The organism is Micromonospora sp. NBC_00858 (genome assembly GCF_045207365.1).
GTDB lineage: Bacteria > Actinomycetota > Actinomycetes > Mycobacteriales > Micromonosporaceae > Micromonospora.
Map to the genome: position 1 here is coordinate 6,437,029 of NZ_CP108828.1, position 22,685 is coordinate 6,459,713.

Annotated in this window: 23 protein-coding genes and 1 tRNA gene; 14 read left to right on the plus strand and 10 right to left on the minus strand. The window is 71.9% G+C overall.

Features of this window, described 5'->3' with window-relative positions:
* Positions 1-38 precede the first annotated feature (38 nt).
* Positions 39-809 carry a hypothetical protein gene (locus tag OG990_RS30145; RefSeq protein ID WP_406077897.1) on the minus strand — a complete coding sequence of 257 codons (771 nt, stop codon included), beginning with the start codon at positions 807-809 and terminating at the stop codon, positions 39-41.
* An 84-nt stretch (positions 810-893) separates the two neighbouring features.
* Here OG990_RS30145 and OG990_RS30150 point away from each other — a divergent pair, with 84 nt between their 5' ends.
* Together OG990_RS30150 and OG990_RS30155 are read left to right on the plus strand one after the other, a co-directional pair.
* The gene (locus tag OG990_RS30150) at positions 894-1,424 is read left to right on the plus strand and encodes a peptidylprolyl isomerase (RefSeq protein WP_007453641.1); all 531 of its coding nucleotides are present in this window, start codon (positions 894-896) and stop codon (positions 1,422-1,424) included.
* A 100-nt stretch (positions 1,425-1,524) separates the two neighbouring features.
* Positions 1,525-2,439: a rhomboid family intramembrane serine protease gene (locus tag OG990_RS30155; RefSeq protein ID WP_355613788.1), complete on the plus strand. Its 915-nt coding sequence runs from the start codon at positions 1,525-1,527 to the stop codon at positions 2,437-2,439.
* A 29-nt stretch (positions 2,440-2,468) separates the two neighbouring features.
* Here OG990_RS30155 and OG990_RS30160 read toward each other — a convergent pair whose 3' ends face one another.
* The gene (locus tag OG990_RS30160) at positions 2,469-2,897 is read right to left on the minus strand and encodes a PH domain-containing protein (protein WP_328421795.1); all 429 of its coding nucleotides are present in this window, start codon (positions 2,895-2,897) and stop codon (positions 2,469-2,471) included.
* A gap of 145 nt (positions 2,898-3,042) precedes the next feature.
* Between OG990_RS30160 and OG990_RS30165 the strand changes: the two genes are divergently transcribed.
* From OG990_RS30165 to OG990_RS30195, 7 genes are all read left to right on the plus strand, one after another.
* On the plus strand, positions 3,043-4,215 hold the full coding sequence (locus OG990_RS30165; RefSeq protein WP_328421793.1) for an acetyl-CoA C-acyltransferase: 1,173 nt from the start codon (positions 3,043-3,045) through the stop codon (positions 4,213-4,215).
* Between the two features lie 71 nt (positions 4,216-4,286).
* Positions 4,287-5,288, plus strand: coding sequence for an aminoglycoside phosphotransferase family protein (locus OG990_RS30170; protein WP_406077898.1), 1,002 nt, complete (start codon positions 4,287-4,289; stop codon positions 5,286-5,288).
* A 117-nt stretch (positions 5,289-5,405) separates the two neighbouring features.
* Positions 5,406-6,338, plus strand: coding sequence for a DUF1906 domain-containing protein (locus tag OG990_RS30175; RefSeq protein WP_406077899.1), 933 nt, complete (start codon positions 5,406-5,408; stop codon positions 6,336-6,338).
* Positions 6,339-6,481: 143 nt separating this feature from the next.
* Positions 6,482-6,994: a hypothetical protein gene (locus OG990_RS30180; RefSeq protein ID WP_406077900.1), complete on the plus strand. Its 513-nt coding sequence runs from the start codon at positions 6,482-6,484 to the stop codon at positions 6,992-6,994.
* A gap of 103 nt (positions 6,995-7,097) precedes the next feature.
* Positions 7,098-7,790, plus strand: a complete 693-nt coding sequence (locus OG990_RS30185; protein WP_328421787.1) for a response regulator transcription factor — start codon at positions 7,098-7,100, stop codon at positions 7,788-7,790.
* Positions 7,783-9,267: a histidine kinase dimerization/phospho-acceptor domain-containing protein gene (locus tag OG990_RS30190; RefSeq protein WP_406077901.1), complete on the plus strand. Its 1,485-nt coding sequence runs from the start codon at positions 7,783-7,785 to the stop codon at positions 9,265-9,267. The genes OG990_RS30185 and OG990_RS30190 overlap by 8 nt, the downstream gene beginning before the upstream one ends.
* A 56-nt stretch (positions 9,268-9,323) precedes the next feature.
* Entirely contained in the window at positions 9,324-9,920 is a 597-nt protein-coding gene (locus OG990_RS30195) for a hypothetical protein (protein ID WP_406077902.1), read from the plus strand.
* A 60-nt stretch (positions 9,921-9,980) separates the two neighbouring features.
* Here the strand turns inward: OG990_RS30195 and OG990_RS30200 are convergent, their stop codons facing one another.
* Positions 9,981-11,582 carry a ricin-type beta-trefoil lectin domain protein gene (locus OG990_RS30200; RefSeq protein WP_406077903.1) on the minus strand — a complete coding sequence of 534 codons (1,602 nt, stop codon included), beginning with the start codon at positions 11,580-11,582 and terminating at the stop codon, positions 9,981-9,983.
* Positions 11,583-11,793: 211 nt separating this feature from the next.
* Positions 11,794-14,061: a glycosyltransferase family 39 protein gene (locus OG990_RS30205; protein ID WP_406077905.1), complete on the minus strand. Its 2,268-nt coding sequence runs from the start codon at positions 14,059-14,061 to the stop codon at positions 11,794-11,796.
* 124 nt (positions 14,062-14,185) lie between these two features.
* On the opposite strand from OG990_RS30205, the gene OG990_RS30210 reads away from it, so the two are divergent.
* Both OG990_RS30210 and soxR read left to right on the plus strand, forming a co-directional pair.
* The gene (locus OG990_RS30210) at positions 14,186-14,890 is read left to right on the plus strand and encodes a glycosyltransferase family 2 protein (RefSeq protein WP_355613772.1); all 705 of its coding nucleotides are present in this window, start codon (positions 14,186-14,188) and stop codon (positions 14,888-14,890) included.
* A 64-nt stretch (positions 14,891-14,954) separates the two neighbouring features.
* Complete coding sequence (gene soxR, locus OG990_RS30215; protein WP_328421775.1) at positions 14,955-15,413, plus strand: redox-sensitive transcriptional activator SoxR; 459 nt, start codon at positions 14,955-14,957, stop codon at positions 15,411-15,413.
* A gap of 80 nt (positions 15,414-15,493) precedes the next feature.
* On the opposite strand, the gene OG990_RS30220 is transcribed toward soxR, so the two are convergent.
* Positions 15,494-16,471, minus strand: coding sequence for an NAD(P)H-quinone oxidoreductase (locus OG990_RS30220; protein ID WP_406077906.1), 978 nt, complete (start codon positions 16,469-16,471; stop codon positions 15,494-15,496).
* 184 nt (positions 16,472-16,655) lie between these two features.
* Between OG990_RS30220 and OG990_RS30225 the strand changes: the two genes are divergently transcribed.
* Positions 16,656-16,742, plus strand: a tRNA-Ser gene (locus OG990_RS30225).
* Positions 16,743-16,791: 49 nt separating this feature from the next.
* Here the strand turns inward: OG990_RS30225 and OG990_RS30230 are convergent.
* The 4 genes from OG990_RS30230 to OG990_RS30245 all read right to left on the minus strand — a co-directional run bounded on the left by OG990_RS30230 (position 16,792) and on the right by OG990_RS30245 (position 19,138).
* On the minus strand, positions 16,792-17,586 hold the full coding sequence (locus OG990_RS30230; protein ID WP_406077907.1) for a hypothetical protein: 795 nt from the start codon (positions 17,584-17,586) through the stop codon (positions 16,792-16,794).
* 83 nt (positions 17,587-17,669) lie between these two features.
* A complete protein-coding gene (locus OG990_RS30235) occupies positions 17,670-18,149 on the minus strand; it encodes a low temperature requirement protein A (protein WP_406077908.1) in 480 nt (159 codons plus the stop codon).
* The gene (locus OG990_RS30240; RefSeq protein WP_406077909.1) at positions 18,095-18,871 is read right to left on the minus strand and encodes a low temperature requirement protein A; all 777 of its coding nucleotides are present in this window, start codon (positions 18,869-18,871) and stop codon (positions 18,095-18,097) included. Before OG990_RS30240 ends, OG990_RS30235 begins: the two co-directional genes overlap by 55 nt.
* Before the next feature lie 111 nt (positions 18,872-18,982).
* Positions 18,983-19,138 (minus strand): hypothetical protein, encoded by a 156-nt coding sequence (locus OG990_RS30245; RefSeq protein WP_406077910.1) that lies wholly within the window; start codon positions 19,136-19,138, stop codon positions 18,983-18,985.
* 144 nt (positions 19,139-19,282) lie between these two features.
* Between OG990_RS30245 and OG990_RS30250 the strand changes: the two genes are divergently transcribed.
* On the plus strand, positions 19,283-19,825 hold the full coding sequence (locus tag OG990_RS30250; RefSeq protein ID WP_406077911.1) for a YbhB/YbcL family Raf kinase inhibitor-like protein: 543 nt from the start codon (positions 19,283-19,285) through the stop codon (positions 19,823-19,825).
* A 102-nt stretch (positions 19,826-19,927) separates the two neighbouring features.
* On the opposite strand, the gene OG990_RS30255 is transcribed toward OG990_RS30250, so the two are convergent.
* On the minus strand, positions 19,928-20,638 hold the full coding sequence (locus tag OG990_RS30255) for a class I SAM-dependent methyltransferase (protein ID WP_386986454.1): 711 nt from the start codon (positions 20,636-20,638) through the stop codon (positions 19,928-19,930).
* 211 nt (positions 20,639-20,849) lie between these two features.
* Here OG990_RS30255 and OG990_RS30260 point away from each other — a divergent pair, with 211 nt between their 5' ends.
* Positions 20,850-22,679: a hypothetical protein gene (locus tag OG990_RS30260; RefSeq protein WP_406077912.1), complete on the plus strand. Its 1,830-nt coding sequence runs from the start codon at positions 20,850-20,852 to the stop codon at positions 22,677-22,679.
* Positions 22,680-22,685 lie beyond the last annotated feature (6 nt).

Below are 22,685 nucleotides of genomic sequence, written 5' to 3' on the forward strand. Positions count from 1 at the left end.
CTCCCCGCCTCGCCGGCGCTTTTCCGTGACCGTTGCGGTCAGCGGCGCCCGTTGGTGCGGGCGGTGTCCTTGCCCAGCGCCTTGGTGAGGTCGTCGGCCGGGCGCCCGGAGACGTCCTTGGCGCCCTCGGCGACGGCGGGGACCTTGTCGGTCGGCCGGACGCTGCCCGGCTTGGCCGCCCCGGTGCTGCTGGCGCTGTCGCTGCCGGCCACGGCCGAACTGCCGGCGCCGGTCATCCCGGCCATGGTGGAACCGTCGGTCCCCTTGGTGCCGGCCGACGGGGTCTGCACCTCAATCGAGCCCACCTCGTCGCGCATCGGCTCCAGGGTGCGGGCCGGGTCGTACTCGGCCCACTCCTGCTGCTCCCGACGGCGGCGCAGGGCGACCGCGCCGGCCAGGCCGGCGATGGCACCCGCTGCCAGCAGGCCGGTCATCATCGAGCCGCGACGGCGCGGCTGCTTCTTCTTGCCGGTAATCCGCATGTTCTTCGACCTGGCCTTCCTGGTCATCGGCCCTGCCTGCGCGGCGCCGTCACGGGCCGCCGCGGCCAGCGGTGCCAGCGTGGTGAGTGTGGTCCCCCAGCCGGTCGACGCACGGTCGCGCACCTTCGCCGCGGCCGGCCCGACGTAGCCCCGGGCCACCTGGACGCGCGGTCCGACCGTCGCGCCGGCACCCCTAGCGGCGTGGTTGGCTGCCTGCACCAGGTGGCCGATGCTCTGGTTCAGCTCGGCCTTGGCCAGCTGCCCCTGGGACTTACGCCGCCCGATTCCAAACACGGTCCTACCTCCTGGGAGTTGTTCCTTCGTCATCCTCCACCTTCGGATGCCTCCGCGATGCCAGATCGGGCACATGGGAGGATCCGCATGGAACTGACCAACGAGTGAGGAGTACCCGTGGCCGAGGCTGTCTACGCCACCTTGCACACCAACGCTGGCCCGATCCGGCTGGAGCTCTTCCCGAACCACGCTCCGAAGACGGTCCGCAACTTCATCGACCTGGCCGAGGGCAACCGGGAGTACACCGACCCGCGCACCGGTCAGCCGGGCAGCGGTCCGTACTACGACGGGACCATCTCGCACCGGGTGATCAGCGGTTTCATGGTCCAGATGGGCGACCCGACCGGCACCGGCCGGGGTGGACCGGGCTACAAGTTTGCCGACGAGTTCCACCCGGAGCTGCGCTTCGACCGGCCGTACCTGCTGGCGATGGCGAACGCCGGACCGGGCACCAACGGTTCGCAGTTCTTCATCACCGTGTCCCCGACGCCGCACCTCAACAACCGGCACACCATCTTCGGCCAGGTCGCCGACGAGGAGTCGGTGAAGGTCGTCGACTCGATCGCGAACACCCCGACCGGCCCGAGCGACCGTCCGCTTCAGGACGTCGTCATCGAGCGGGTCGAGATCGAGCGGTCTGCTGCCTGATCGGCCGGCGAGGTACCTTTGCTCGCATGATTGAGCGCTCCGGAGCACCCCACCGGCTGGCGCCGGTGGACCGCGCGGTGGCAGACGGAGGGTTGGCCCGGTGAGCGAGTCGCCGCCGACCGCCCCGGTCTGCTACCGGCACCCCGGCCGGGAGACCTACATCCGGTGCACCCGCTGCGACCGGCCGATCTGCCCGGACTGCATGCGGGAGGCGTCCGTCGGGCACCAGTGCCCGGAGTGCGTCAACGAGGGACGTCGCAGCGTCCGGCCGGCGCGTACCGCCTTCGGTGGCGGTGCCGCCGGCCGGCACGGCTACGTCACCAAGGCGCTGATCGCGCTGAACGTGCTGCTCATGCTGCTCTCCATCGCCTCCGACCGGGGTGGGGACGCGGCGGTGGGCGGCTCCGGCTTCGGCGGCCTGATGGGCGGCAGCACGCCGCTGACCAACTGGGGTTCGGTGCTCGGGCTGGCGGTCTTCCCCGACGGCACGCTCGGTGGGGTCGCCGATGGCCAGTGGTACCGCCTGGTCACCGCGATGTTCCTGCACTACGGCGTGATCCACCTGCTGCTCAACATGTGGGCTCTGTGGGTGCTCGGCCGGTCGCTGGAGGCCAATCTCGGGCCGCTGCGCTTCGGCGCGCTCTACCTGATCGCGGGCCTCGGCGGTAACGTCGCCGCCTACCTGTTCAGCGCCCAGAACTCGGCCACCGCCGGCGCGTCCACCGCCGTCTTCGGCCTCTTCGCCGCGCTGATCATCATCGAGCGCAAGATGGGCCGGGACATCTCCCAGGTGATCCCGATCCTGGTGATCAACCTGGTGTTCACGTTGACCGTGCCGGGCATCTCGATCCCCGGGCACCTGGGTGGCCTGGTGGTCGGTGGGGCGATGGCCCTGGTGCTCGCGTACGCACCGCGTGGCCGACGCACCTTGGTGCAGGCCGGCGGCGGCGCGGTCATCCTGCTGATCCTGCTCGGTCTGGTCCTGTTCCGGACCGCGCAACTGCTCGCCGGCTGACCGCTCGGGTCAGCCGCCGCGCCGGGCGGTCACGTCGGCCGGGCGGCCTGGAGCGCCTCGGCCACGTCGTCCGGGGCGGCCCCCAGGTCGTACCGGCTGAACAGGTGCAGCGACTCCCCGGCGTCGATCTCCAGATGTTCGGTGGTCAGCCCGAGCCGGGGTCGGCGGTCCACGGTGATCCGCTCGACCGTGGCCCAGGGCAGCAGGCGACGGCCGGCGAAGCCCTGGGTGACGACCACGCCGGCCGGGTCGACCGCGAGTCGGACAGGCGCCAGCAGGTCGCGCAGTGCCCAGCCGGCCAGCCCGGCGGCGACCAGCCCGATCACCGTCAGCTGCACCGGGTCGCCCTCGGCGAAGAGCAGGCCGAGCGCCACGAGGACGACCGCGCCGGCCAGTTTCGCCAGCGGCACGCTCGTCGGCACCCGCCACTGCCGGATCAGGGGAGCTTCGGCATCCATCCGATCAGCATGCCAGCGTCGACCGCTGGGACCGCGTCGGCCCGGGCCGCCGAGTCGGCACGGATGGGGCGGACGGGACCGGGGAGGGACGGCCGGTCCACGGACGACGTAGGATCGGGGCAGCCCAGGTTACCGGGGAGTAAACATGAGTGACGCGGTCATCGTCGGCGCGGTACGCACCCCGGTCGGTCGGCGCAAGGGCAGCCTCGCCGGTGTCCACCCGGTCGACCTCTCGGCGCACGTGCTGCGCGCCCTCGCCGAGCGCACCGGCCTCGACCCGACGCAGGTCGACGACGTCTTCTGGGGCTGTGTCTCCCAGGTCGGCGAGCAGTCGTGGAACATCGCCCGCAACGGCGTGCTCGCCGCCGGCTGGCCCGAGACGGTCCCCGGCACCACGCTGGACCGGCAGTGCGGCTCCAGCCAGCAGGCGCTGCACTTCGCCGCTGCGACGGTCCTCTCCGGCCAGGCCGATCTGGTGGTCGCTGGCGGGGTGGAGTCGATGACCCGGGTGCCGATGGGCTCCAGCGTGGCGGGCGGCATGCCGTTCAGCGACCAGCTCCGGGACCGCTACCGGGGCGTGGAGGGCTTCGCCGACGACGCGCCGCTGCCGTTCAACCAGGGGGTCGGGGCCGAGCTGATCGCCCGCCGGTGGCGCTTCTCGCGTACCCAGCTGGACGAGTTCGCGCTGGCCAGCCACGAGAAGGCGGCCGCCGCGCAGGACGCTGGCGCCTTCGACCCGGAGCTGGCGCCGGTGCCGCTCGGTGACGGCGGCAAGTTCGCCGCCGACGAGGGCATCCGCCGGGACACCTCCCTGGAAAAGCTCGGCGAGCTGGCCACCCCGTTCCGTGCCGACGGGGTGGTGACCGCCGGGTCCGCGTCCCAGATCTCCGACGGCGCCGCGGCGCTCGCGGTCACCACCGGCGAGTGGGCCAGCCGACACGGCCTGCGCCCGCTGGCCCGGATCCACACCGCCGTGGTCGCCGCCGACGACCCGGTCACCATGCTCACCGCGCCGATCCCGGCGACCGCGAAGGCGCTGCGCCGCGCGGGGCTGGGCATCGAGGAGATCGGGGTGTACGAGGTGAACGAGGCGTTCGCCCCGGTGCCGCTGGCCTGGCTGGCGGAGACCGAGGCGGACCCGGAGCGGCTCAACCCGCGCGGCGGGGCCATCGCCCTCGGTCATCCGCTCGGTGGCTCCGGCGCCCGGATCATGACCACGATGCTCCAGCACATGCGGGACAACGGGATCCGCTACGGCCTGCAGACCATGTGCGAGGGCGGCGGCATGGCCAACGCCACCATCGTCGAGCTGCTCTGACACCCGCTCCCGGGAAGGTTTCCGGGAAAACGTCTCGCCCCGGCGCGGCTGGGCCACCTAGGGTGCGCACCGTGACGACGACAGCCGACAAGCACGCGCCCGACTGGTCCGGCGAGCAGTGGCAGGTGCGGGCACGGTCCTGGGTCGACGGGCAGCTGAGCCGGGCCGACCGGCGGGTGACCGGGCCGGTGGAGCCTCGGCTGCGGCCGTGGTCGCTGGTCTGGCGAGTGCCCACCGACGGCGGGCCGGTCTGGTTCAAGGCCAACAACCCGGGTACGGCGCACGAGGCGGTCCTGATCGCGGAGCTGGCCCGGCTGGCGCCCGAGCGGGTGCTGGCGCCGATCGCGGTGGACCCCGACCAGGGCTGGTCGCTGCTGCCGGACGGCGGGGAGTCGCTGCGCGACGTGCTGGGCCGGGACCGGGACCTGACGCACTGGGAGCGGGCGCTGCCCGGGTACGCGGCGCTTCAACTGGCCACCGTGCCGCGGGCCGACGAGCTGACCGCGCTCGGCGTTCCGGATCACCGCCCCGAGGTCCTGCCCGGGCTGCTCGCCGAGCTGCTCGACGATCGCGAGTCGCTGCGGATCGGCGGCGAGGGCGGGCTCAGCCCGGAGACGTACGACCGACTGCGGGCGGAGCTGCCGGCGTACGCGGAGCGGTGTCGCCGGCTCGCCGACTTCGGCATCCCGGCCACCGTGCAGCACGACGACCTGCATGACGGCAACGTCTTCGCCGGCCCGGCCGGGTACCGCTACTTCGACTGGGGCGACGCCTCGGTGGCGCACCCGTTCGGCACGCTGCTGGTGACGCTGCGCTCCATCCGGTACGCCACCGAACTGTCGGCCGACGACGCCCGGCTGGCCCGGTTGCGCGACGCCTATCTGGAGGCGTGGACCGACCGGTACGACCGCCGGACCCTGGTCGAGGCCGCCGGCCTCGCGGTGAGCGTGGGCGCGGTGAGCCGGTCGCTCTCCTGGCGGCGCGCCCTGGACACTCCCGACCCGGCCCGCGCGGAGTACGCCGACGCGGTCCCTGGCTGGTTGGAGGAGCTGCTGGAATCCGATCCGGTCTGAGGCTGTGCCGGCCGTCCTGGCGTCCGTTCATCCGGGTACCGCTCTGGACAGGCGGCCGGCCGAGCGGGCAGGATTTGGCGCCGGCCCGCAGACCGTCCACATCAGATCGGGAGACACGTGACCATCAGCCTTCCTCGGTTCGGCCCGCCTCGTGGCACCCACCGTGTTCTCGCCGTGCTGGCGGTCGTGGTGCTCGCCGTGGGTGCCGCGCTGACCGGCACCGCTCGACCGGCGCGGGCCGCTGCCGCCTACGACGGGCCACAGCCGGGGACCTTCACCGGGCTGGGCTTTGACACCTGCGCCGCCCCGTCGAACGCGGCCATGAAGGCGTGGCTGCAGTCGCCGTACCGAGCGGTCGGCATCTACATCGGCGGCGTCAACCGGGGCTGTGCCCAGCCCAACCTGACCCCGGGATGGGTGGCGACCCAGCAGGCGGCCGGCTGGCGGATCTTCCCGCTCTACGTCGGCCTGCAGGCACCCTGCTCGACGTACCAGCGGAAGATCGATCCGGCGCGGGCTGCGGTTCAGGGCCGTGAGGCGGCTGACGACGCCGTCCGCAACGCCCGCAGCCTCGGTCTGTCCCTTGGCAGCACGATCACGCTCGACATGGAGCGCTACCCGGCCGGGAACGCCGCCTGCACCGAGGCGGTCAACTCCTTCGTGAGCGCGTGGACCACCCGGCTGCACGAGCAGAAGTTCTACTCCGGCTTCTACACGAATGTCGCCTCGGCCGGGTTGCCGGATCAGGTTGCGGCTTACCAGCGGCCGGGGCACGCCCGCCCTGACATGATCGACTTTGCCCGCTGGGACGGCGTCCAGACGGTGTCGGACAGCGCCCTGCCGGCGTCGTACTGGATGCCCGGCCAGCGGATGAAGCAGTACCAGGGCGACCACCACGAGACCTGGGGCGGGGTGCGGATCAACATCGACAGCAACTACCTCGATCTCCGGCAGCCGCCCCGGCTCCAGCCGAGTTGGTCGCGGTCGAGGCTTTTCCGAGAGCTGCCCAGGATTCTCCACCGGCTCAGCACGCGGCCGCCGACCCGCTGACGGAGGCCGGCAGTCCCACCTTCCGGGCGGTCGCCGTACCCGGGCAGGCCCGATGTCGGACAGCCGGTGCGACCCGGAACGTGGAAGTTCCAAAAATCAGCCGTGACCCACGTCACTCCACCGGGGAGGTCGTTGGGCAGGTCATGGACGTCTTCTCCCGAACGTTCCTCCCGGCCGCCGCCGAGGCTGGCCTGGCCGTGCAGACCCTGAGCCGGCATATGCCGGTCTTCCGGCGCTGCGTCGGCTCCGGTGACGCCACCATCCTGGTCACCCGTTGCAGCCGCCCCGACCGTCCGGTCACCGGCGACTATCTTCTTCTGCTCACCCACCGCCGGCTGGTGGTGACCCAGCAGACCCGGCTGCTGCACCGGCTGCGTCTGCACCTCAACACCGAGCTACGCGAGCTGAGCAACGTCACCTGGAGCCCGGACCCTCGGCTGCGCTCGGTCGAGTTGGCCGCCACCGCGATCGACGGGATCCGGGAGCGGTTCCTGATCCATACCACCCACCCGAAGCGGGTGTGGCAGCTCGACGCACTGCTCAACCACGCCTTCCGCACCCGCCTGCGGACTCCCCGCGAGCGGATCGTCGCCACCATCGGCGACGCGGCGGCCACCGCGCGGCCCAGTGTGTTCCGCCCCGTCGTGGCGCGCTGACGCCCCGCCGGTCCCCAGGCCCGCGACGGGCCTTGCGTCGCCTTTACCGAACTCGAACACGCACCGATCGCGCTGAGCCCATCGGGTCGGCAATCATGGGCCGGTGACCGTCGAACCGCCGCACCGCGGGCTCGTCCTCGTGGTGGAGGACGAGCCGGCCATCGCTGACCTGGTCCGGCTCTACCTGACCCGCGACGGGTTCGGCGTCCACCTGGAGCGGGACGGCGAGGGCGGCCTGAGCGCCGCCCGCCGGCTGCGCCCGGTGGCCTGCGTCCTGGACATCGCCCTGCCCGGCCTGCCCGGCACCGAGGTCTGCCGCCGGTTGCGCGAGGCCGGCGACTGGACTCCGGTCATCTTCCTCACCGCACGCGACGACGAGGTGGACCGGATCGTCGGCCTGGAGTTGGGCGCCGACGACTACGTCACCAAGCCGTTCAGTCCGCGGGAGTTGGTCGCCCGGGTGCGCGCGGTGCTGCGCCGCTCGGCCGGCGGCCCGGAGGGGGCGGACCGGCCGCGCGTCGTCGGCCCGGTGACCCTCGACCCGGCCCGCCGGACGGTCACCGCCGCGGGTGCCCCGGTGCAGCTCACCTCCACCGAGTTCGACCTGCTGGCTCACCTGATGGCCCGGCCCGGCCGGGTCTTCACCCGGGAGGAGTTGCTGGCCGGGGTCTGGGGGTACGCCGCGCACGCCGGCACCCGCACCGTCGACGTGCACGTCGCGCAGGTACGGGCGAAGCTCGGCCCGGCCAGCGTGATCCGGACCCACCGGGGAGTGGGGTACGCGGTCGATGCCTGACCACGCCGGCCGGCAGCAGCCCGCAGCGCACCCGGAATCGCCGACAGTGGCGCTGCCGGTGGTCGACGTTCGTCCGCCGGCCGCACCTCGGCGCAGCCGGTTCGGCCGGACGCTGACCGCCCGGGCGGTCCTGGTCACCTGTGCGGTGGCGCTGGTGTCGGTGCTGGTCACCGCGATCGTCGCGGTGCCGCTGGCGATCCGGGGCGCGGAGCGACGCGATCAGGAGGCGCTCGCCGCGCAGGCCCGGCTCGCCGCCGAGGTGCTGCGGACACGGCTGGACCGGGGCCGCGGCGCCGACGAGGAGCGCCTCATCCAGCAACTGCGTAACCAGGGCATCGACGCGTACCTGATCCGGCGGGGGACGGTCGACCGACCGGGCCTGCCGCCCCGGGTGGTGCAGCGGATCGAGCAGGGCCGCAACGTGTCGGTTCGCCGCCCGGTGAACGGCCGACGCGCGCTGGTCGAGGGCCGGGCACTGCCCGGCGGCAACGGGGTGGTGCTCTCCCGCGCCTCGACGACCGGGCTGTGGCGGCAGGTGCTGCTCAGCCTCTGGTTGCCGTTGCTGGCCGGGCTCGCCGCTGGCGTGGTGGCCGGGCTGCTGCTGGCCCGATGGTTGGCCCGGCCGATCCGCGTCGCGGCCACCGCCGCCGCTCGGCTGCGCGCCGGGGACCGCGCCGTCCGGGTACCGGTCGAGTCGCCGGACGAGGTCGCCGACCTCGCCGAGGGGTTGAACGGGTTGGCCGCCGCGCTGGCCACCAGCGAGGGACGGCAGCGGGAGTTCCTGCTCTCCGTCTCGCACGAGCTGCGGACCCCGTTGACCGCGATCCGGGGGTACGCCGAGGCGCTGGCCGACGGGGTGATCGGCGCGGAGGGCACGGCCGACACCGGCCGGACGGTGCTGGCCGAGGCTCAGCACCTGGACCGGTTGATCGGCGATCTGCTGGCGCTGGCCCGGCTGGAGGCCGCCGACTTCCCGCTGGAACCGGTGCCGGTGGACCTTGCCCGGCTGGCCGTCGACGCCGAGCCGACCTGGTCGGGCCGGTGCGCGGCGGTGGGGGTGCCGTTCCGGGTGGAGACGCCGGGCGGGCCGGTGCCGGCGTACACGGATCCGGGGCGGATCCGGCAGGTGGTGGACGGGCTGTTGGAGAACGCGCTGCGGGTCGTACCCCCGGGAGCGCCGGTGGTGCTCGCGGTCCGGCCGGCCGGCGCGGACCCGGCCGCCGGCGGCGTGCTGGAGGTCCGCGACGGCGGACCCGGCTTCACCGACGACGACCTGGCGGTGGCGTTCGAGCGGGGTGCGCTGCACCAGCGGTACCGAGGGGTGCGCAAGGTGGGCAGCGGTCTGGGGCTGGCGCTGGCCGCCGGGCTGGTCCGCCGGCTGGGCGGGGAGATCGTCGCGGGCCACGCGCCGGAGGGTGGCGCGGCCTTCACGGTCCGACTGCCCGGAGATCCTTACCGGACCCGAACATCGGCCTGATGCTCCGCTCGTGGTCGCAGGGCAGGCTGAGGTCTCCACGGACGAGAGGGAGAGTCATGCCACGTTGGGGATTCGTCGCCACCACGTCGTTGCTCGCGGTGGTCGCGCTCGGTGTCAGCGGCTGCGGCGCGGCGGAGGTGGCCAGCCAACCCGCCCGGGAGGCGGCCGTCGAGGTGGCCGCGGCCATGGGTGTGGAGGGCCAGGCGCTGGCCGCGATGGGCTTCGACGCCAACGACCTGGACGTGCAGACCGTCGCCGCGCCGGCCACCCCGGCGCCCGGCGCCTCCCCCAGTGCGGCGGAGAAGGCGCGGCAGAAGCGCGGCGAGGAGTGGCGCAAGCGCCGCCAGGCCCGGGTGCTGCTGCGGAAGAACACCCTGCACGGCGAGGCGGTGGTGCAGACCAAGGAAGGCGGCACGCGCACCGTGGCCGTGCAGCGCGGCGAGGTGACCGCGATCGACGGCGACTCGATGACCGTGAAGTCCACCGACGGCTTCACCATGACCTGGACCTTCGGTGACGACCTGCGGGTCGTCGAGCGGCGCACCACGGTGCAGCCGAGCGAGGTCAAGGTCGGCACGACGCTCGGCGTTGCCGGCGCGAAGGACGGCGACAAGGGCGTGGCCCGGCTGATCCTCATCCCCCGCGCCAAGTGATGGAAGGGCCCCTTGTCAGCGCCAGGTGTTTGACAAGGGGCCCTTCCGTTCAGCGGCTGGTCAGTAGACGCGGGAGCCGATGAAATCGTCGTGACCGTAGCCGACCGGGTTGGCGGCGGTCCGGGCCTCGAACGACCACTGCTGTCGGGTGCTGGTGGAGCAGGTGGCCAACCGCAGCCGGGGGGTGCCCGACGACGGGCTGTCGAACGCCACGCAGAGGTTGCTGGCGCTGGCCGGCTTGAGCTGGTTGCCGGCGAAGGCGAACTGCTGGGCGGCGCTGCCGTTGCAGTTGTAGATGTTGACCGCAGTGCCGGCGGTCATCGATCCGTTGGCGACGTCGAGGCACCGGTCGTGGGAGAGCTCCGAGTGCAGTGACCGCTTGGTCGAGTCGTACCAGAAGCCCTGGTTGCGCCCGCCGTGGCAGCCGTACGACTGCTGGGCGGTGCCGTTGCGGGAGTCGTAGCCCTTGCCATCGATGCAGGTGTTGGTGGCCAGGTTGCGCAACTGCTTGAACTGCAGCAGGCCGGAGTAGAGCACGCCGCTGCCCGTGCTGGCCGGGTCGACGCAGGTCGCCTGCTGTTGCCCGGAGTTCCAGAACTGGGTGATGCACTGGGCGAACATGCCGTGCCCGCGCGCGTTGGGGTGGAACGACTGCCGGGCGGCGTTCTCGTTCCAGACCCCGATCTCGATGTGGAGGCCGCGGACCGAGGTGTTGTCGGTGCACACCTCGTGGCCGTGGAAGAGCCGGCTGGCGTCCAGGTAGCGGGTGCCGGTCTGGGTGGCCGCCGCGCGCAGCGCCGACTCGAACAACGGCACCGCCTTGTTCCGGGCGAACGCGGCGTCGGCCAGGTAGAGCAGGCAGCCGCCGGCGTACCAGCCGGGGAAGTCCGGGTTGTCCTCCACGTCCGGGCTGGCCGGGCTGGGATATGACATGAGCACCAACTCGTAGTCCGAGCGCAGGTAGCCGGCCTTGGTCATGGTCTGCCGGATGTCGGTGAGGGCGTCAGCCACCGCCCGGCGGCTGCCATCGGTGCGGATCGTCCACTGGTCGGTGTAGGTGGCGTAGCAGGAGCCCTGGAGGAAGACCCTGCTGACCGCGCAGTCGGTGGCGACCGGGCCGAACTGGATGGTCCCGTCGCCGTTCGCGCCGACCACCACCCAGATCAGCTTCACGTGCGTGTTGCGCGCCTTGATCCCCAGGTAGTCGCCCTGGTTCAGCTCGTTGTGCTGGGTGGGGCCGCCCGCGATCAGGTTCCACGGAGTGGCACCGGAGCAGGCAATGTTGTACCTCGCGTCCGACTGGATGCCGGTGCGGAACACCGCCTGGTCGTACGAGCGGTCGCACCAGTTGCCGTCCTGGTGGGTGCCGGGTATGTAGTTGCCGACCCCCTCGCCGGAGATCTGGCTGTCACCCATGGTGATCTGCGCGGTGCGGCGTTGTTCGATCGGGCGGATCGCCGGGCTGCCGTAGAGGGCGGTCGCCTCGGCAGCTCGGATGGACTCGAGGTTGGCGGGGAGAGGCTGGACGGTCGGCCGGTCGGCGGCGGCCGCGGGGGCGGCCGGGCCGGCGAGCATCGGCAGGACGAGAGCGGCGACGGCGACGGCGACGGTGAGGGCCCGTCGTCGGGCCGCGCGTTCGGGCCTGGCGGGGGTTGCAGGCATCGACGCACTCCTTTCGGCTCAATCGCCGGACGTCGATTGAGTTACCAGAAGGTAACGTGCCGATCAACGGATGTGAATACCCTTCGGATCCTTACGCGACGGATGCAGAACCGCCCGGATCGGACGATCCGGGCGGTGCGGCGAGCGGTCGGAGGGCTGTCGGCCCGGTCTGGTGCTGTCCTCGCCGGGCGGTCGGTGTAGGTCCGTCTGGTCAGCGACCGGGCGGCAGCGCGTAGCCGACGTAACCGCGGAACTCCAGCCGCCAGCCGGCCGGCACCAGCTTGGCGCACGCCGGCTGGCTGCCGGTGCAGACGATCGCCTCCACCGAGGTGGGGTCGGCCGGCGGTCGTTCCGGCAGCACGGACTGCAACGCCACCAACTCCGGTGAGCGTCCGTCCGGCTGCCGCAGCAGCAGCCACCACGGGTACTCCCAGTTGTCGTTCTGCTGCACCAGCCCGATCCGGTGCGCACCGCTGTCGCGGACCGACGCAGCGGCCCAGCGGAACTCGTCGGCCCACTGGGGGCGACGCAGGAACCGGGTGTCCCAGTCCGAGGTGGTGAAGACCGAGCCCGCACCGACCAGCCGGCGCGGGAAGCCGTACGACAGCGCCAGCACCCCGGCCAGCGCCGAGGTGGCCAGCACGGTGACCGCCGCCAACGTGGCCACCGACCGCCGCCCACCGCCAGTCATCCCGGCCCGGGCCGCGCCAGCCGTGCCGGCCGCGGTGCCCGGCATGCCGGCTGCCGCGACGGAGTGGCGGCGGAAGAGCGCGTCCAGCCAGAGCCCGGCCAGCGGTACGGCGAGGACCAGGGCGTAGAGGAGCAGCCGGTTGCCCCACGGCTGCCACTTGATCATCGAGGTGTGCAGCAGCACGGTGGCCAGCACCACCACCGCATACCCGCGCAGCGGCCCGGCCTGCCCGGGGTTGATCCGGCGCGGCCGGGCGAGCGCGACCGCCGCGCCGATCAGCGCCAGCGCCCCGGCGATCGGGAACGCCACCCGATCCTCGTCCGGGTACCAGGCGGGCTCGGGAAAAAGCTCTCGGCCGAAGGTGATGGCCCGGTCCTGCGGGTCGACCCCGATCGCCTCCGCGCCACCGATGATCGCCTCGGCGCCGGCGTGGCGTAGCGGTGCCAGCGGCGTGTCGAACGCCGTGTGCCCGATCCGCAGCGCGTTGACCAGGATCGACGGCGGATCGTGCCGTTCCATCGGAATCGACTCACGCAGTCGGGGCGGCCCCAGCGGGTGCCCGAACTCGGCCGTCACCCGGGCCAGGAACGGACCGACCACCACGGCCGCGACCAGCAGGATCAGCACCGAAGCGCCGACCGTGCGGGCCACCCCGCCAGCCGGCCGGGCCCGCCGCACCCCACCGGGTGCCGCGTCGGCCGCTGTCGTATCAGTCGGTGTGTCGGTGTCGGTCAGGGCCAGTCGCAGCTGGGCCAACCCCCAGAGCACCAGCAGCGGGCCGACCGCGACCAGGCCGCTGGTCTTGGTCACCGCGGTCAGCCCGGTGGCCGCGCCCAGCCCCAGCAGGGTGCCCCAGCCGGTGCGCCGGCGCAGCCCGTCCAGCACCAGGGTCGCGGCGCAGGCCACCCACGCCGCGCAGACCAGGTCGGTCTGCGTGCTCGTCGCCTGTAGCACCACCATGGGCGTGCTGGCCAGCACGAACGCGGTGATCAACTGGGCTCGTCGGCCGCCGCCGAGCTGCGCGGTGATCCGGGCGGCCACCAGCAGGCAGACCACCCCGGCCGCCCACTGCACCAGGTTGTACAGCTGGTCCCCACCGGTGAGTAGGCGCAGGTGCAGCAGCAGATACTCGGCCCCGGGCGGGATGGTCACCTGCCGGTGGATGGCGGTGGGCCAGAAGTCCAGGTCGCCCTGGGCCACCCAGTGCTCCACCTTGGGCAGGTGGTACGTCTGCGAGTCGAAGTTGTTCGGCTCGGCCAGCAGTGCGACCAGCAGCTCCACCAGCACCAGCCCGCCGATCGCGCCGGCGAGCAGCCGCTCGCCGCGACCCGCCGTACGCCAGGCGTCGATCGCCGTGGCGAGCAGGCCGGCGGGCGTCCGATCGACCCGGACCGGCGCGGGGCCGCGCCCGGCCTCACCGCCCTCCGTGACCGGGGCGGGTGCCTCCAGACCGGCGGCGGGTACCCCGGCGCCGACCGGCACCTGACGGGGTGCCGCAGCCGGCGGCTGCGCGAGCTGGGTCATCCGGCGTCGCCGCAGTCCGGCTGCCGTCGCCGCGGCGGCCAGGAAGAGCAGCCAGGCGGCGACGAACGCTGGCCGGGTCAGCGCGTGCAGCGCGCCGAGCAACTCGACGACGAGCACCGCGTACGCGCCTGTGAGCAGGGCGGCGCGCAGCACGGCGAGCCGTAGCGGTGCCACCGCGCCGACCCCGCCCGGCCTCGTCGCGACGGTGAGCAGGAGCACCGCGGCGGCTGGCACCACCGCGAGCAGAGAGCCGGCAGCCGACATGGCGGGAAGTAAACACCATGCCGCTGGACCCGCCACGCCGGCCGTCCGACGGTGGCGGCACGCGTCGGGCTGACCAGCCAGGCTAGGCTAGGCCCGACGTGTTGTCGCCACCGTGGAGATTCCCGTGAAGCTCTCGATCCTCATGCCGGTCTACAACGAGGAAGAACGCATCGCGGATGCCCTCAAGCAGGCATTGGCGGTGGACTATCCGTGCGAGATCGAGCTGGTCGTGGTCGACGACGGCAGCCGGGACGGCACCGGTGAGATCCTCGGTCGCGCCGACGACGCACGCCTGCGGGTCATCACCCACCAGCGCAACGCCGGTAAGGGTGCGGCCATCAAGACGGCGGTCGACAGCGCCGAGGGCGACTACATGGTCATCCTCGACGCCGATCTGGAGTACGACCCGCAGGACATCCCCAAGCTGCTCGACCCGGTGCTCGACGGGCGGGCCACGGTGGTCTACGGCAATCGCACCTTCGGCAGCCACAGCGCCTACAGCTTCTGGTACGTGATGGGCAACAAGGGCGTCACGATGGCGGCGAACGTGCTGTTCAACTCGTACATCGGCGACCTGGAGACCTGCTTCAAGCTGATGCCGGTGGCGCTGTACCGGTCGCTCGAGGTGCGCTCGCGCGGCTTCGGCATGGAGGCCGAGGTGACCGGCAAGCTGCTGCGCCGCCGGATCCGGCCGTACGAGGTGCCGATCAGCTACCGGGCACGTGGCCGGGAAGAGGGCAAGAAGATCACCTGGAAGGACGGCGTCGAGGCGATCTGGATCCTCGGCCGGGAACGCGCCCGCCGTCGTCCCGTCGCGTCCACCCGCTGACGGCGGTCCTCGGGCGAGCCGGATAGCCTCTTAGTTGAAGTGCACTTCAACTAAGGACCCGGTGATGCAGGACTCCCTGACGATCGGCGAGCTGTCGGTTCGCTCCGGCGTGGCGCCGTCGGCGCTGCGCTACTACGAACGGCTCGGTCTGATCCGCGCCGACCGTACCGGTGGCAACCAGCGGCGGTACGCCCGCGCCGAGCTGCGGCGGGTCGCCTTCATCCGGATCTCCCAGCAGGTCGGCGTCTCGCTGGACGAGATCCGCGCGGCGCTGGACTCGCTGCCCAACGCGCGCACTCCCAGCCCTCAGGACTGGGCGCGGCTCTCCGCCAGCTGGCGGGGTCGGCTGGACGAGAAGATCCGGCTGCTCAGCAAGCTCCGCGACGACCTGGACGGTTGTATCGGCTGCGGCTGCCTGTCGCTGCAGCGCTGCGCGCTCTACAACCCGGGTGACGCCCTGGCCGGCGAGGGCCCCGGCGCCCGTCTGATGCTGCCCGGGGCAGCGGCCGACACATCCGCCTGACGCCGTCCCCGCCCCCGGGACCGGCGTACCAGCCGCCTGACGCTGTCCCCGCCCGGGACGCCCCCTCCGGAGGACCGGCGTCACCCGATGGTGAGCAGCACCTTGCCGAAGTGGTCGCTCGACTCGACCAGCCGGTGTGCGTCCGCCGCGTCGGTCATCGGCAGCCGCCGGTCCACCACCGGCCGGATCTTGCCAGCCTCGATCAACGGCCACACCTCGTCCCGTACGCCCCGGACGATCTCCGCCTTCTCGGCCAGCGGCCGGATGCGCAGCGAGGTCGCCGCGACGCTGGCCCGCTTGGTCAGCAGCGCGCCGAGGTCCAGTTCCGCCTTGCGGCCACCCTGTAGCCCGATTACCACCAGCCGGCCACCGGTGGCCAACGCGGCGACGTTGCGGCCCAGGTAGGAGGCGCCCATGATGTCGAGGATGACGTCGGCGCCGTGGCCGTCGGTGAGTTGCCGGACCTCCTCGACGAAGTCCTGGTCGCGGTAGTCGATCGTGTGCGCCGCGCCCAGTTCAACTAGCTGCGGGTGCTTGGCCCCCCGAGCCGTGGCCGCGACCGTGGCACCGAGGGCGGCCCCGAGCTGGATGGCGAAGGTGCCGATCCCGCTGCCACCGCCCTGCACCAGCAGCGTGTCACCCGAGCCGAGCCGGCCCAGCCGGACCACGTTCGACCAGACCGTGCAGGCCACCTCGGGCAGCGCTGCGGCGTCGACCAGGTCGACGCCGGCGGGCACCGGCAGCAGCTGCCCGGCGGGTACCGCGACCTTCTCGGCGTACCCGCCGCCGGCCAGCAGCGCGCAGACCTGCTGACCGACGGCCCACTCGATCACCTCCGCGCCGGTCGCGGTGATCACCCCGGAGCACTCCAGCCCGAGGTATTCGGGCGCACCCGGCGGCGGCGGGTAGTGCCCCTGCCGCTGTAGCAGGTCCGCGCGGTTGACCCCGCTGGCCCGTACGTCCACGATCACCTCGTCCGGGCCGGGCTCGGGATCGGGGACCTCGGCCCAGACGAGTGCGTCGGGTCCACCGGGCTGCGGAACGGTGATGGCTCGCATGGGCTCAGTCTTACCCGATCCCACAGTGGGCCGCAGGCGCACCCCGCTCGCGGTGGAGGCCACTGTGGACGCGCCGGACGGTTTCCGGACCGCCCAGATCCGACCGACCGGGGAGGGACGCCGGGCCGCCGGTCGGGTGCCATGGCAGACTAGGCACGGCCGCGCACCTGCGGGTAGCGGCCTGGGAGGGTTCGCCTAGTGGCCGATGGCGCTGGTCTTGAAAACCGGTAAGGGGGCAACCTCTTCGTGGGTTCGAATCCCACACCCTCCGCTCCCGTAACCAGCAAGAACGCCCGACTCGACGGGCGGCCTGCAGCCGGTCAGCCGCCACTGCTGGCGGTCGGGCTGGTTTCCGGCGCGGCGGCCCTCGCATCGACGGCGGGGGCGGACGGGTTCCGTCGCCTCGCATAGACGATCACTACCACCAGCAGGAGCACGAGCCACAGCGGCACCAGCAGGGGAGCGAAGGCCCGCCAGACGGGCCACACCGGCTCGGCGAGACCGTCCGTGAACAGGTCCGGCCAGGTGAGGGCGACGCCCGGGAGCAGGGAGACCGTCATCAGGGTGCCGACCAGCCGGGGTACGGGCGGACGTAGCCGCGCCACCAGCCAGAACAGCGCCGCACCGGCGGTGGCGCCGAGGAGGGTGCCGGTGAGCGTGGCGGCGAGGAACCCGTCCGGCGCGGCTGGCGCGATCCTCAGCATCGGACCGGTCGCCCGGTGGGTGAGCGTGATCGCCACCCCGTCCCGCTCGGCCCGCAAGCCGTCGCACGGGGTGCCCGGCACGCGACGCAGGTCCTGCCACCCCAGCGATGCCGCGTTGCGCCGCAGTTGGTCGGAGAGCGCACAGTCGGCGCTGGGGTCGTAGTGGACCTCCCCGTGAGTCGAACCGAAATCGTCCTCAGCCAAAAAGATGCCGGCCCGGTAGCTGGCTGCGAACATCGAGCTGGTTGACTCGGTTCCGGGGTGCAGCTCTGCCACCATGGTCTGAGCCTGCTCGATGCTGAGCGGTGCGGCGCCGCGGCCGCCGTACCAGGAGCCGACGCTCAGGCCGACCGTGCCCAGCAGCACGGCGCCGAGCAGCACCATCGCGACGCGCCGCAGCCGATGTCTCACCGACCCACCCCCTGTCGTGGTGCGGCACAGCGTAGCGGCCGTGATCCACTTCTGGTGCCCAGCGAGCCGCTCGCCGCCGGCCGTCAGGCGCTCTCGTTCGGGCCACCGGAACCTCGCCTGCGCCTGGACACCGCCTCGTAGCTGACAAGGACGACGAGGAACGCGGTGAGCAGCCCGAGAGCGGCCAGGCCGGGCAGGAACCGGCCGGCGGGAATCAGCAGCACCGCCGCACCGGGGGCAAGAAGTTGTCCCGGCGTCACGGACCGGACGCTGAGGCTCAGGAAGGTTGCCCTGCCCGCGAGGTACAGGGCAGTCCCGCCGAACAGCGCGACCGCCGGGGTCCAGTCCAGGCGCAACTCGGCGGTGTGGTGAGCCTGATCGTGTGCCAGGCGGGCGAGCACCTGCTCGACCCCCAGCGCCAGGTAGATGGTCCCGGCGATCAGCGGGAAATGAACAACGCTGTAGGCGTTGGCGGCCAGATGGCCCCGCCGCAGGCCGGACTCTGTCCTCAGCGCCCTCCCGGCGGTCGCCGCGTGCTCGGAGTACAGCCGGTACAGGCACACCGTGACGGCGAGAGTGAGTAGCCCGCCCAGCAGGACCGGTCCACGGACCAGACCCCGGCGCCGACCGAGATCAGGGATTCGCCGAGCGCGATGATCACCACGAGGCTGTGTCGCTCCACGAAGTGGCCCGGGCTGCGTACCGGCCATCCGCTCAGAATGGAGGCGACCACTCCGCCGGCCAGGTCGACGGCGAGCGCTGCTGTCCAGAGCAGGGTCTGCGCGGTTCCGCCGGATACGGCACCGATGACGAGCGGTATCCAGGACAGCGCAGTGGAGAGGGCGTAGAGGCGAATGGTCCTGCGCAGCCGCCTGTCGTCCGCCGCCGCCCAGTAGTAGAGGGCCAGATGAATCACCCTCACCACGACGTAGGCCAGCACCAGGACCAGCCGCGGTTCCAACGTTCCCGGCCCGGATTTCCAGACGTCGGGGATGACGAGAGCGGCGAGGAAGACGGCTGCCATGGCGACGGTGGTACCGGCACGGATCAGCCCGACATCGATTTGGGCCTGGTTTCCCAGCCAGGAGTAGACCAACCAGGAGATCCACAGCAGCAGGAGGACCAGGAATCCCTGCGCCAGGGTCATCGGCGCAGGCCGCGCGCTCATGAACTCGGTGACCCTGATGAGACCGAAGACGAACACCAGATCGAAGAAGATCTCGAACAGGGTCGTCCGGTGAGTCTCCGCAGTCACCACCGGTCGTGGCGCGAAGATCTGCCTCATCGCTTCATCTTCATCGTCCGCCGCGCGGCGCTCGCGGCGTTTGGGGTTCGCGGCTGGCTGGTGGGCGTCGAGGATGGATCTCGGGCCGGCCGCCCGTACCCTCGGCTGCCGTCACTCCGGCGGGTCGGTGGCCCGCCGCTTTTCCCGGATCGTCTCGTCGGCCAGCCGCTCGATCGCGCGCCGGCGCTCCTCGGCGACCGCCTGTTCGTCCCGCTTCCGCGGTGCGCTGAAGACGGCGACCAGGAAATCGCGCCAGATGCTTGCCAAGAATTCCCCCCGTGGAACGTTGCAGGGTGACAACGATAGTGCGGACGGTGGGATCTCGGACACCGGGTACTTCCGGTCGTCGGGCGGCCCGCGACGGGGTATGAAGGGGCAGGAATCTCCGTACACCGGAAGGACGCGCTCACCATGACCCTGGAACGACCGATCGCCCCGGACCCGTACGAGCTGCTGCCGACGGTGTCCTCGTTCACCCTGACCAGTGACGACGTGCAGAACGGCGAGCCGATGGACGCTCGGCACGCACACGGCAGCACCGGCGGTGACAACGTCTCCCCGCAGCTGACGTGGTCGGACTTCCCCGCCGAGACGAAGAGCTTCACCGTGACCTGCTACGACCCCGACGCGCCGACCGGCAGCGGCTTCTGGCACTGGGTGCTGGTAAACGTGCCGGTCGACGTCACGCAGCTGCCCCGCGGCGCGGGTGGCGCGGCGGGCACCGACCTGGGTGGGGCGTTCTCGGTCCGCAACGACTACGGCGCGCAGGGCTACGGCGGGGCGGCCCCGCCGGCCGGTGACCGCCCGCACCGGTACGTCTTCGCCGTGCACGCCCTGGACGTCGACCGCCTGGACCTGACCCCCGACGCCACTCCCGCCTACGTCGGCTTCAACCTCACGTTCCACACCCTCGCCCGAGCGGTGATCCGCCCCACCTACCAGATCAAGGACTGACCCTCTCCCCCGCGATCTTGCACTTGCTGCCCCCGGCATGCCCGATAAAGAGGGCGTACGTGCGGCAGGAAGTGCAAGGTCACGGGGGTGGAGGAGCGGGGATCAGGCGGGGACGCGGGCCACAGCGAAGACGGACTGGCCGAATGGAGGGCGGATGCGCTGCTCGGCGGCCTTGGTGGCGGGGAGTACGACGGTGTCGTACACCTTCACCATCGGGCCTTCCTTCGGCATCAGCCGGAAGACCTTGGTGGCCATGAAGTAGCCGAGCAGGCCCAGCGCGTTGGCGTAGTGGATCTTCTCGATGGTCAGGCCGGCCTCGGTCATCGCCGCCCCGAGCGTCTTCTTCGTGTAGCGGCGTACGTGGCCGGTGGCGATATCGGCCGGGCTCATCGCGAACTGGAACGCCGGCACGATGATGATCACTGCGCCGCCGGGCCGGACCAGGTCGCGCATGCTGCGTAGCGCGCCCACGTGGTCCTCGATGTGCTCCAGCACGTTGTACGAGACCGCCGCGCTGTAGTCGCCCCGGTCGTCGTGCGGCAGCAGCATCTGCCGGACATCGATGCCAGGCCGGTCGGCGAGGCGCTCCTTGAGCTGCACCAGTCGGTCCGGATCGGCCTCCGTGGCGGTGAACCGGGGCAGCCGCTCTGACCATTCCAGCGCGTAGTCACCGAGACCGCTACCGATCTCGATCGGGTCGTCACCGAGGTACGGCACCGCCAGTTCGACGAACCAGCGGCGGTGGTTGACAGCGGTTGCCAGGCCCTCCAGAACCTCGGACTGGACGCGCTGATCCCCAGTGATTTCTGCCATGCGTCGATTCCTCACGATATGAACTCGACCCGTGCCTGGACCGACAGAGTGAATCATCCGCTGGGACGGGCGAAGAATCGGGGCAGCGGGGTGGCCGAATTGCGGTCGGGGGTGGGCACGTGATCGGCGGTCGGCGAACCCGGCACATAGTACGGCAGTACCCCGAAACATGTCACGGCGGCGGGTTACGCTGACTACCCTCTGAATTGTCATGACTACTCCCGAATCGGACGCGCCCGGAGACGGCCCGGCCACCGCGTCGCCGGTGGAGAGGGCTGGCGGTCGTGGACGCTTGACCCGCAACGGGAAGTGGGTGGATCTGGCCGCCGTGCTGAGCTTCGTGGTGCTCGGCTTCTGGGTCACCGGGCGGCTCTGGCTGGAGCCGGGCAGCGCGGTGCGCGACAACCGCACTGATCAGTCGCAGTTCGAATGGATGATGGCGCACGGTGCGCGGGTGGTCACGCATTTCGCATACCCGTTCCATTCGGACCGGATGAACGTTCCAGACGGCGTTAATCTGATGGCTAATACGTCCGTATTATCCATTTCGCTGCCAATGGCACCGATCACCCTGCTCCTCGGGCCGCGCGCGGCATTCCTGCTTTTTCTGACCGCCGGAATGATTGCCACCGCCACTGCCTGGTACTTCCTGCTCTCCCGGGTCCTGATCGGCGCTCGCGGGCCGGCGTGGCTGGGTGCGGGCTTCTGCGCGTTCGCGCCGGCGATGGTGTCGCACGCCAATGCCCACCCGAACATCGTGTCGCAGTTCGTCGTCCCGCTGATCATCTGGCGCACGCTGCGGCTCGGTGAGCCGGGCCGCTGGCTGCGCAACGGCGTGCTCCTCGCACTGGTGATCGTCTGGCAGGCATTCCTCAACCTGGAGATCCTGCTGATGACCGCGATCGGGCTGGGCGTGATCGTCGGCGCGCTCGCCCTCGGCCGCCCGGATCTTCGATCGCGGGCCAGGCCCTTCCTCGCCGGCCTGGCCGTCGCCGCCGGGGTCGCCGGGCTGCTGCTGGCGTACCCGCTGTACGTGCAGTTCTTCGGACCCGGGGCCTACGCCGGGCTGTCCCGCCTGATCCGCGGCTACTCCAGCGATCTCGCCTCGTTCGCGGCGTACTCCCGGGAATCGCTCGCCGGCAACTCGCGCACCGCGGCGAACCTGGCCAAGAACCCCACCGAGGAGAACAGCTTCTTCGGCTGGCCGTTGCTGGTGCTGGTGGTCGCCCTGGTCTGGTGGTTGCGCCGCTCGGTCGTGGTGCTGGCGCTGGCCGCCCTCGGGCTGCTCTTCGCGGTGCTCTCGCTAGGCCGGGAGATCCGCTTCGACGGCCGGGGTACCGGTGTGCCGGGACCCTGGGCGGTGCTGGAGAACCTGCCGATCCTGCACTCGGTGGTGCCGACCCGGTGGGCGTTGGCGATCACCCCGATCATCGGGCTGCTGCTCGCCTACGGTGTCGAGCACGCCCGCGAGCTGGCCCGCTCGACACCGACCGCCCGGCGGCAGATCCGCTTCGCCACCGCCACCGTGCTCACGATGGCCCTGCTGCCGATCCTGCCCACCCCGCTGCCCGTGGTCCGCCTCGACCCGGTTCCCACCTTCGTGACCAGTGGGGCCTGGCGGCCCTACGTGGCCGGCGGGCACAGCGTGGTGACCCTGCCGCTGCCGGACACGAACTATGCCGAGCCACTGCGATGGTCCGCGGCGACCCGACTGGACATGCCGTTGGCACGCGGCTACTTTCTCGGCCCGGACACCCGGCCGAGCGCGGAGGCGCCGCGGATCGCGCTGTTCGGCGCACCACCCCGCCCGACCAGCAGCTTCTTCGCCACCATCCAACGCACCGGTGCGGTGCCCCCGATCACCCCGCAGAGCCGCGTGGAGGCGGTCGACGACCTGCGCTACTGGCGGGCCGGCGTGGCCATTCTCGGTCCGCACGAGCACGCGGCGGCACTGCGGCGGGGGATGACCGAGCTGACCGGGATGCAGCCGATCTTCACCGGCGGGGTGTGGGTGTGGGACGTCCGGCCGTTGACCGACTGAGCGAGG